Source organism: Flavobacteriales bacterium (assembly GCA_013001705.1).
GTDB lineage: Bacteria > Bacteroidota > Bacteroidia > Flavobacteriales_D > JABDKJ01 > JABDLZ01.
This window is the reverse complement of sequence record JABDLZ010000241.1, coordinates 1-8,600: the sequence shown is the minus strand read 5'-3', so window position 1 is coordinate 8,600 and position 8,600 is coordinate 1. Positions and strand designations below refer to the sequence as shown.

Annotated in this window: 7 protein-coding genes; all 7 read left to right on the top strand. The window is 48.7% G+C overall.

Going from position 1 to position 8,600, the window contains the following annotated elements; translation table 11 throughout:
• Positions 1 to 24 precede the first annotated feature (24 nt).
• The 7 genes from HKN79_09765 to odhB all read left to right on the top strand — a co-directional run bounded on the left by HKN79_09765 (position 25) and on the right by odhB (position 8,095).
• On the top strand, positions 25 to 432 hold the full coding sequence (locus HKN79_09765) for a hypothetical protein (protein ID NNC83855.1): 408 nt from the start codon (positions 25 to 27) through the stop codon (positions 430 to 432).
• A 47-nt stretch (positions 433 to 479) separates the two neighbouring features.
• Positions 480 to 1,364 carry an NAD kinase gene (locus tag HKN79_09760; GenBank protein ID NNC83854.1) on the top strand — a complete coding sequence of 295 codons (885 nt, stop codon included), beginning with the start codon at positions 480 to 482 and terminating at the stop codon, positions 1,362 to 1,364.
• Positions 1,365 to 1,476: 112 nt separating this feature from the next.
• On the top strand, positions 1,477 to 2,043 hold the full coding sequence (locus tag HKN79_09755) for a TlpA family protein disulfide reductase (GenBank protein NNC83853.1): 567 nt from the start codon (positions 1,477 to 1,479) through the stop codon (positions 2,041 to 2,043).
• Positions 2,044 to 2,218: 175 nt separating this feature from the next.
• Positions 2,219 to 2,800 carry a nucleotide exchange factor GrpE gene (gene grpE, locus HKN79_09750; protein NNC83852.1) on the top strand — a complete coding sequence of 194 codons (582 nt, stop codon included), beginning with the start codon at positions 2,219 to 2,221 and terminating at the stop codon, positions 2,798 to 2,800.
• A 7-nt stretch (positions 2,801 to 2,807) separates the two neighbouring features.
• Positions 2,808 to 3,926: a molecular chaperone DnaJ gene (gene dnaJ / locus HKN79_09745; GenBank protein ID NNC83851.1), complete on the top strand. Its 1,119-nt coding sequence runs from the start codon at positions 2,808 to 2,810 to the stop codon at positions 3,924 to 3,926.
• Between the two features lie 138 nt (positions 3,927 to 4,064).
• Complete coding sequence (locus tag HKN79_09740; GenBank protein ID NNC83850.1) at positions 4,065 to 6,794, top strand: 2-oxoglutarate dehydrogenase E1 component; 2,730 nt, start codon at positions 4,065 to 4,067, stop codon at positions 6,792 to 6,794.
• A gap of 29 nt (positions 6,795 to 6,823) precedes the next feature.
• Positions 6,824 to 8,095, top strand: coding sequence for a 2-oxoglutarate dehydrogenase complex dihydrolipoyllysine-residue succinyltransferase (odhB, locus tag HKN79_09735; protein NNC83849.1), 1,272 nt, complete (start codon positions 6,824 to 6,826; stop codon positions 8,093 to 8,095).
• The last annotated feature ends 505 nt before the right edge of the window (positions 8,096 to 8,600 follow it).

Below are 8,600 nucleotides of genomic sequence, written 5' to 3'. Positions count from 1 at the left end.
ACCCAGCACAGTGTCTCTGGAAAAATGACCCTGTACAATCGCTTACCCTACTACCTCCAGCAAGGACTGGGATATGGGAATACTTCAGTAAGGAGTTATGAATTCTACATCATCGATGGGCAGAATTACGTGCTATCTCGGAATAATTTGAATTATAAGCTGGTCCAAGAGAAATGCGTGCGCTTTCCAAGCGCGCTGGATCGTATGTTTCCGGAGGTCAGCTTTGCAGCGCACCTGAACCTGATCCTGGATCTAGGGTATGTGCAAGATGAACTCTACAATGAAGTCAATCCTCTGAGCAATGAACTTCTACTCGGGACCGGACTTGGATTGGACATTGTATCGAACTATGATTACGTGTTCAGGATAGAATACACCATCAATCGACTGGAAGAGCAGGGACTCTATCTGCACTACAGAAAATCCATATAAGACCCGATGAAAGGTCTACCTTTATCCAGCAAAACGCAAGCTCGACCATGAGAATCGGCATCTACGGAACTGAACTCAATGATGATTTCATCCTTGACATTCAGAACCTCTTGAAAAGACTGGACAAGGAGGCCGAGAGCTTGGCCATCCATTCAGATTTTGCAGAACATCTCGCTCAGAAGAATGTGGCTCTCCCTGCCCATCATTCCTTCCAAGACCATCAAGACCTTACGACCCACGTAGAGGTGCTTTTCAGTATTGGTGGAGATGGAACTTTCTTAAACACCCTACTCTTGGTCAGGGATAGCGGTATCCCGGTGATCGGTATAAATACGGGCCGTTTGGGATTCTTGGCCTATATCGCCACCAATCGGATCGACCAGAGTCTGGATGCGCTATTGAGTGATCACTACTCGGTAAAAGAGCGCACACTATTGAGTGTAGAGACCGAAGAAGAAATTTTCGGAGAGACCAACTATGGACTCAATGAGGTAGCCGTACATAAAAAGGACACTTCCTCCATGGTCATCATCCACATCCACATCGATGGGAAGTTCCTCACCTCCTATTGGGCAGATGGTCTGATCATCTCCACCCCTACCGGATCCACGGCCTATAATCTGAGTTGTGGCGGACCGATCGTGGCTCCCAATACCGATTGCTTCATCATCACACCCAAAGCACCCCATAACCTCACGGTCAGACCCTTGGTGGTCAAAGATGATGTGGAGATAAGCATGCGCGTGGAATGCCGTGATAAGGATGATCAGTTCCTTCTCTCTATGGATAGCCGCTCAGTGAGTTATGATAGCGATAAAGAGATCATCATACGCAAGGCTCCCTTCAATCTCAATATCGTGAGACCGGAAGGAAGCTACTTCTTCAAAACCATGAGACGCAAGCTGAAATGGGGTCTGGATTCCAGGAATTGACCGTCTAGGAATCATATCATGACTTTGGAACGGCATTTGCTCCCCTTGTCCGTTCTCTTATTTGAGAATAGATTTGTACTCGAAGAACATTTTTACTTCTACACCTTATATCATGAAGAATAAGATCATCGCACTAGGCATTCTCTCACTCTCGGTCATTGGATTGGGATTCATCGCACCTGACTCTGGTTCAGAGGATCAAAAACAGAAAGCCAAAGTAGGAATCGAAGTAGGGAATCTAGCGCCTGACATCATCATGAGTGATCCCGATGGCAAGGAATACCGATTGTCAGACCTCAGAGGACAGGTCGTTTTGGTAGACTTCTGGGCATCGTGGTGCGGACCATGCCGCAGAGAGAATCCTAACATCGTATCGGCTTATAACAAATACAAGAAGGCCAAATTCAAGGATGCCAAAGGATTCGAGATATTCAGTGTGTCACTCGACAGCGATGTGAATCGATGGAAATCGGCCATCAAACAAGACGGACTGACATGGGAATATCATGTCTCTGACCTGAAAAAATGGAACAATGCCGCATCCCGCACTTATGGGGTGAACAGCATTCCCTCATCCTTCCTGTTGGACGCTGATGGAATCATCATCGCCAAAGGCTCTGCCTTGCGAGGAATGGGCTTGCACACCAATATCGATGGACTGGTGAAGAGTCTGAAATAGACCATTCTACAAGAAATCACTCTCTCAAAGACCCCTTCATCACTGAAGGGGTTTTTTCATGGTAGAACAGCTACTTTTGCCAGCTATTCAGGAATAGCTGACAATTTGTCTAGAAAGCCGACTTGGCAAAGGCTTTGACAATAAAGGATTGATAAGCAAAAACCTTAAATGAATCATGGCAAGACGAAGCAGGAAAAAGAAAGAGACCGAAAACAAGACCGAAGAGCACGTGGACGTGAAGGAAATGGAAGCTCAAGATGAGTCAGAGAACAAGGCCTCTCATGAAGAATCTGCTGAGCAGGCCTCAGACCAACCTGACTTCCAATCGAAGTATCTAGAAATGAACGACAAGTTCGTGCGACTTTATTCCGAATTCGAGAACTTCAGAAAGCGTACCGCCAAAGAGCGTCTCGACCTCATGGCCAGTGCTCGAGGTGAATCACTGAGCAGCCTTCTACCTATCGTAGACGACTTTGACAGGGCGATAGTCAACAATGAGAACACCGAGGACATAGCTGCCTTGAAGGATGGCTTCAAACTGATCCACAACAAGCTGCTCAACACACTTACCCAGACCGGGTTGAAAGAAATGGACACAAAAGCAGGTGATGATTTCGATACGGATAAGCATGAAGCTGTCACCCAGATACCTGCACCCAGCGATGAACTCAAGGGTAAAGTGGTGGATGTGATCGAAAAGGGATATGTCATCAATGACAAAGTGATCCGCTACGCCAAAGTAGTGATCGGAAGCTGACCGGACCATGGCCAAAAGAGACTTTTACGAGATACTCGGCATTTCACGGAATGCAACCGATGCGGAGATCAAGAAGGCCTATCGGAAGATGGCCATCAAATTCCATCCCGATAAGAATCCAGGAGATTCATCGGCTGAAGCAAAATTCAAAGAAGCAGCCGAAGCTTACGAGGTGCTGAGTGACTCAGACAAGCGTGCCCGATACGATAGATTCGGCCATGATGGGCTCAAAGGTGGCCACGGAGGATTCGGTGGAGGCATGTCCATGGAGGACATATTCAGCCAGTTCGGGGATATTTTCGGAGGAGCATTCGGTGGCGGTTTCGGAGGTGGATTCGGTGGGGGTCAGCCTAGGCGCAGAAAAGGATCCAATCTCAGGATCAAGGTCAAATTGGACCTTGCAGATGTTGCTAACGGGGTCAAGAAGAAGGTCAAGGTCCAGAAGCTCAAAGTAGCAGAGGGCGTGAAATATGACACCTGTGGTACCTGCCGCGGTACAGGTCAGGTCACTCGAGTCAGCAATACCTTCCTAGGTCAGATGCAGACCACCTCAGCTTGTCCCACATGTCATGGAGCAGGTCAATCGGTGAGTTCCGTACCTCCAGGGGCTGATGCCAATGGCATGGTGAAGAAGGAAGAGGTGATTGAGATCGACATCCCGGCCGGAGTGGAAGAAGGTATGCAGCTCAACGTGCGAGGTAAAGGGAACGATGCTCCTGGAAACGGAGTGCCCGGTGATCTCATTGTGGTCATCGAAGAGAAGGAACATCCCGAACTCGTACGAAACGGTCAGGACCTACATTACGAACTGTACATCTCTTTCCCAGATGCCGTACTTGGATGTAAAGCAGAGGTACCTCTGGTAGATGGTAAAGCTCGCATCACAGTACCTGAAGGAACCCAATCCGGAAAGCTTGTCAGACTACGTGGCAAGGGACTACCTAGCGTCAATAGCTATGGTTCTGGAGACCTGATGGTCCACATCAATGTATGGACGCCAAAGAAATTGAGCAAGGAAGAGAAGAAACTTCTGGAGAAGTTGGCCGAATCCGAGAATTTCACTCCAAATCCAGGCCGCTCCGAAAAAGGATTCTTCGAGCGCGTGAGCGAGATGTTCAATGGCTGATGGGCTGTTGAAAAAGTTGTGATCACCTCTCTTCGTCCATTAGGCTCTGCATACCTTTGGAATATCTTTGAGATCAAGCTGGAAATCACGAAACAAAGCAGCGCAGACCGCGTATCTCATTTCGGATAAAGATTACACATGGATAGATTATCCTTCCTCAGCAACAGCAGCCCAGAATTCTTGGAAAGCCAGTATCGGTCCTTCCTTCAAGAACCGGCCTCGGTCGAAGAATCTTGGCGCACCTTTTTCGATGGATTCGAATTCGCCCGCAAAGACTATGAGAGCGATGGTGAGATACCCGAGAATGTCCACAAGGAATTCAAAGTATTACAACTGATCAATGGGTATCGTGTAAGAGGTCATCTCTTCACGCACACCAACCCGGTCAGAGAGCGGAGAAAATACTCCCCCACCCTCGCCTTGGAGAACTTCGGTTTGGATGGGCAGGACCTCGATACCGTTTTCCAAGCAGGGAATGAAATAGGATTGGGACCGGCTGCACTTAAAGACATCATCGCACATCTGGAGACGGTCTACTGTCAATCCATCGGAGTGGAGTTCATGTACATGCGACAGCCCGAGAAGATCGATTGGATGAAGGAGCGATTGCATAAGAACTCCAATCAACCCGCCTTTTCCAAAGATGAGAAGCTCCGTATTTACGATCTACTGAATCAGGCGGTGACCTTTGAGAGCTTCCTCCATACCCGCTTCACAGGCCAGAAACGATTTTCTATAGAAGGATCCGAATCCCTGATTCCAGCACTCGATAAGCTCATCAGTCACGGAGCTGAACTCGGGGTGGAAGAAGTGGTCATGGGAATGGCCCACCGCGGTAGGCTCAATGTGCTGGCCAACATCTTCAAAAAAGACTTCGCTGAGATCATGAGCGAGTTTGAAGGAAAGGATTACAGCGATGACCGATTCGATGGAGATGTGAAATATCACCTAGGATTCACTTCCAAGTATCAGGTCAATGGAAAGGCAGTGAGTATGACCCTCTGCCCCAACCCTTCCCACTTGGAGGCAGTAGCGCCTGTAGGTGAAGGAGTAGCTCGTGCATTGATCGAGCATCACCACGACTGGGATGATACCAAAGTGCTCCCAGTGGTCATACACGGAGACGCTGCCATTGCAGGTCAGGGAGTAGTCTATGAGGTCGTACAGATGGCCCAGCACAAGGCGTATAAGACAGGTGGTACAATACATATCGTCATCAATAATCAGGTAGGCTTCACCACCAATTATTTGGATGGCCGTTCATCGACCTATTGTACCGATGTGGGTAAGGTGACTCTAAGTCCGGTCTTCCATGTCAATGGAGATGATACAGAGGCACTCGTCCACACTATGAAACTCGCCTTGGATTTCCGACAGCGTTATAAGCAGGATGTGTTTATCGATCTCCTATCCTACCGCAAATACGGTCACAATGAAGGAGACGAACCCAAGTTCACCCAACCCACCCTGTATAAAGCCATTGCCAAGCACCCCAATCCTCGGGCCATCTATCTCGAGCAACTGAGCCAAGAAGGGAACCTCACCAAAGAGGAAGCAGACAAGAAGGAGACGGTATTCAAAGAGATCCTGGAGCAGAAGATGGAAGAGGCCAAAAAGAAGAAAGAGGCTGGAATCCCGAGCGTGCTTGAAAGTTTCACCGATGAGTTGAAACGCTCATCGGACAAGGATTTCGAGAAATCACCTACTACGGGTGTCCCGGTCAAGAAACTCAAGACCATCGCCAAGAAATTGACCCAACTGCCTGAAGGAAAGAAGTTGTTCCGCAAGATGGAGCGCATCCTGAACGATCGGGCTCAGATGATCGAGAACAACAGTCTCGATTGGGGAATGGCCGAACTACTGGCCTATGGCAGTCTGGTAGATGAGGGTCATCCCATACGCATCAGCGGTCAGGATGTGGAGAGAGGTACATTCTCCCACCGGCACGCCATCGTCAAGGTGGAAGATAGTGCTGAAGAATACTGCCATCTGAAGCATGTTTCTAAGGATCAAGGAGACTTCAACATCTACAACTCCATTCTTTCGGAGTATGCCGTCCTCGGATTCGAATATGGCTATAGCCTCATCGTACCTCACGGAGTGACCATTTGGGAAGCACAGTTCGGTGATTTTGTGAATGGTGCTCAGATCATGATCGATCAGTACATCAGTTCTGCCGAGGACAAATGGAATCTGATGAGCGGCTTGGTCATGCTTCTACCCCATGGCTATGAAGGAATGGGACCCGAGCATTCAAGCGGCCGTATGGAGCGTTTCCTCACACTGAGTGCAGAGCATAATATGGTGGTCATGAATTGTACAACACCTGCCAACCTGTTCCATGCCTTGCGAAGACAAGTGGCATGGGGCTTCCGCAAACCGCTGATCATCTTTACTCCGAAAAGCCTATTGAGGCACCCGAGATGTGTGTCTACTCTTCAGGATCTGAGCAAAGGAGGAGTCAAGGAATTGATAGATGACGATCAAGTTAAAGCTGCCGAGGTGGAAGTAGTCGCATTCTGTCAAGGGAAGATCTACTACGAGCTCTTGGCCTCTCGTGAAGAGAAGGGATTGAACAATGTGGCCCTGGTGCGTATCGAGCAACTCTACCCACTGCCTGAAAAGCAGATCGATGCGGTGATGAAGAAATACAAGAATGCTCAACACCATTTATGGGTTCAGGAAGAACCCGAGAATATGGGGGCTTGGATGCATATGTTGAGACACTTACGCCATTTGGATTGGGAGGTGATCAGCCGTCCCGCCAGTGCGAGCCCTGCATCAGGGTCTCCAGAACGAAGCACTAAGCGACAAAATCATATCATTGAACAAGTATTCAGCAAGGCAGGCAAGGTGGCTTCCAGCTGAATGATGTGAACCAAACTGAAAACTACACCATGTTCGAAGTCAAAGTACCTAGTCCAGGAGAATCGATCACCGAGGTCGAGATAGCTCAATGGCTGGTCTCCGATGGGGATTACGTAGAAAAAGACCAGGTCATTGCAGAGGTGGACTCTGATAAGGCCACATTGGAACTCCCGTCTGAAGAATCCGGTATCATCTCACTCATCGCTCAAGAGGGAGATGCTGTAGAAGTGGGTGGGATCATCGCCAAGATCGATACCTCTGCCGAACGACCAGCAGGTAGTGCGGCTCCTAAGCCTAAGAAGGAAGAAGCACCTGCACCGGCTGCCTCCAAAGAAGAAATATCTGCTGCTCCAGCGCCCGTGGCTGAGAAGACAGCCGTGGCTTCGGCCGAGAAGAGCTATGCCACTGGTGTGCCTAGTCCTGCCGCCAAGAAGGTATTGGAAGAGCATGGAGTAGACCCTGGTCGAGTGAATGGCACCGGTAAAGGAGGCCGTATCACCAAAGCAGATGCGATCGAATATATCGCTGCTGGGGTGGATGCTACACAATTCCTCCAAGGATGGGGAGGTACCCGGGATACCGACTCTAAGAAAATGAGCATGCTACGGAGAAAGGTCGCTCAGAGACTGGTCTCTGTGAAGAATGAAACGGCCATGCTGACCACCTTCAACGAGGTGGACATGAAACCGATCATGGACCTACGGGCCAAATACAAGGTCGCTTTCAAAGAGAAGTATGGTGTGAGTCTGGGATTCATGGGATTCTTCACAAAGGCTGTCACCGAAGCGCTCAGACTGTTTCCCGCAGTGAACGGACAGATCGATGGAGACCATATGATCTTTCATGACTATGCAGATATCGGAATTGCCGTGAGTTCTCCTAAAGGTCTGATGGTACCCGTTGTGCGCAATGCTGAGGGAATGGGACTTCATGAGATAGAAGGGGAGATCAAGAGACTGGCTATCAAGGCTCGAGATGGTGATATCACCGTGGATGAGATGACCGGAGGAACATTCACCATCACCAATGGCGGAGTTTTTGGTTCTATGCTGAGCACTCCTATCATCAATCCTCCACAAAGTGCTATCCTCGGGATGCACAACATTGTCGAGCGTCCAGTAGCCATTGATGGGGAGGTACACATACGACCGATCATGTTCGTGGCACTCAGCTATGATCACCGCATCATCGATGGGAAAGAAAGCGTGAGCTTCCTCTATAAGGTCAAAGAGATGCTGGAGAACCCGGTCAAGCTCCTCACTGGAGCCAAAGAACCTGCTGAGGTACTACTTGGTCTCTGATTCACTAGAGCTATTCCTTCTATAACTGTATTGCAGGGACATTCACCTGTTCTCTCCTCCTTGCGTGTTTATTAGCGTAAAGCCAGCGGCATGTATGATCGATAGGCCATAGAGCCTGCAATGTCGTCTAGCATTTCTAACCATTGACGTTTTTCAACACGATAAAGGAACTGGCCTTCTGATACCTTTTCTGGTAACGAAATGCACAGTGATAATTCACGGAAATGACCTTCTATCGCTATCAAGAACAATGGTCCCATCCCTGTTTTCCGTGATAGCTGAATCAACGATTGCCGTGAGTAGAATGCGAAGCGCACGCAATTCCTTTGTCTTAAATATCGATCACCATGAAACGTATCCAATACCAACTGATAATCTTCGCACTGATAGTCTCCACGTACTCCAGTGCCCAACATACCTATGTAAGCCCCATTCTAGAACACCCTGGAATGAGGATGTACGACCTCTGGGATGGAAATAACAAAGGACACCTAGCTGAAATGAC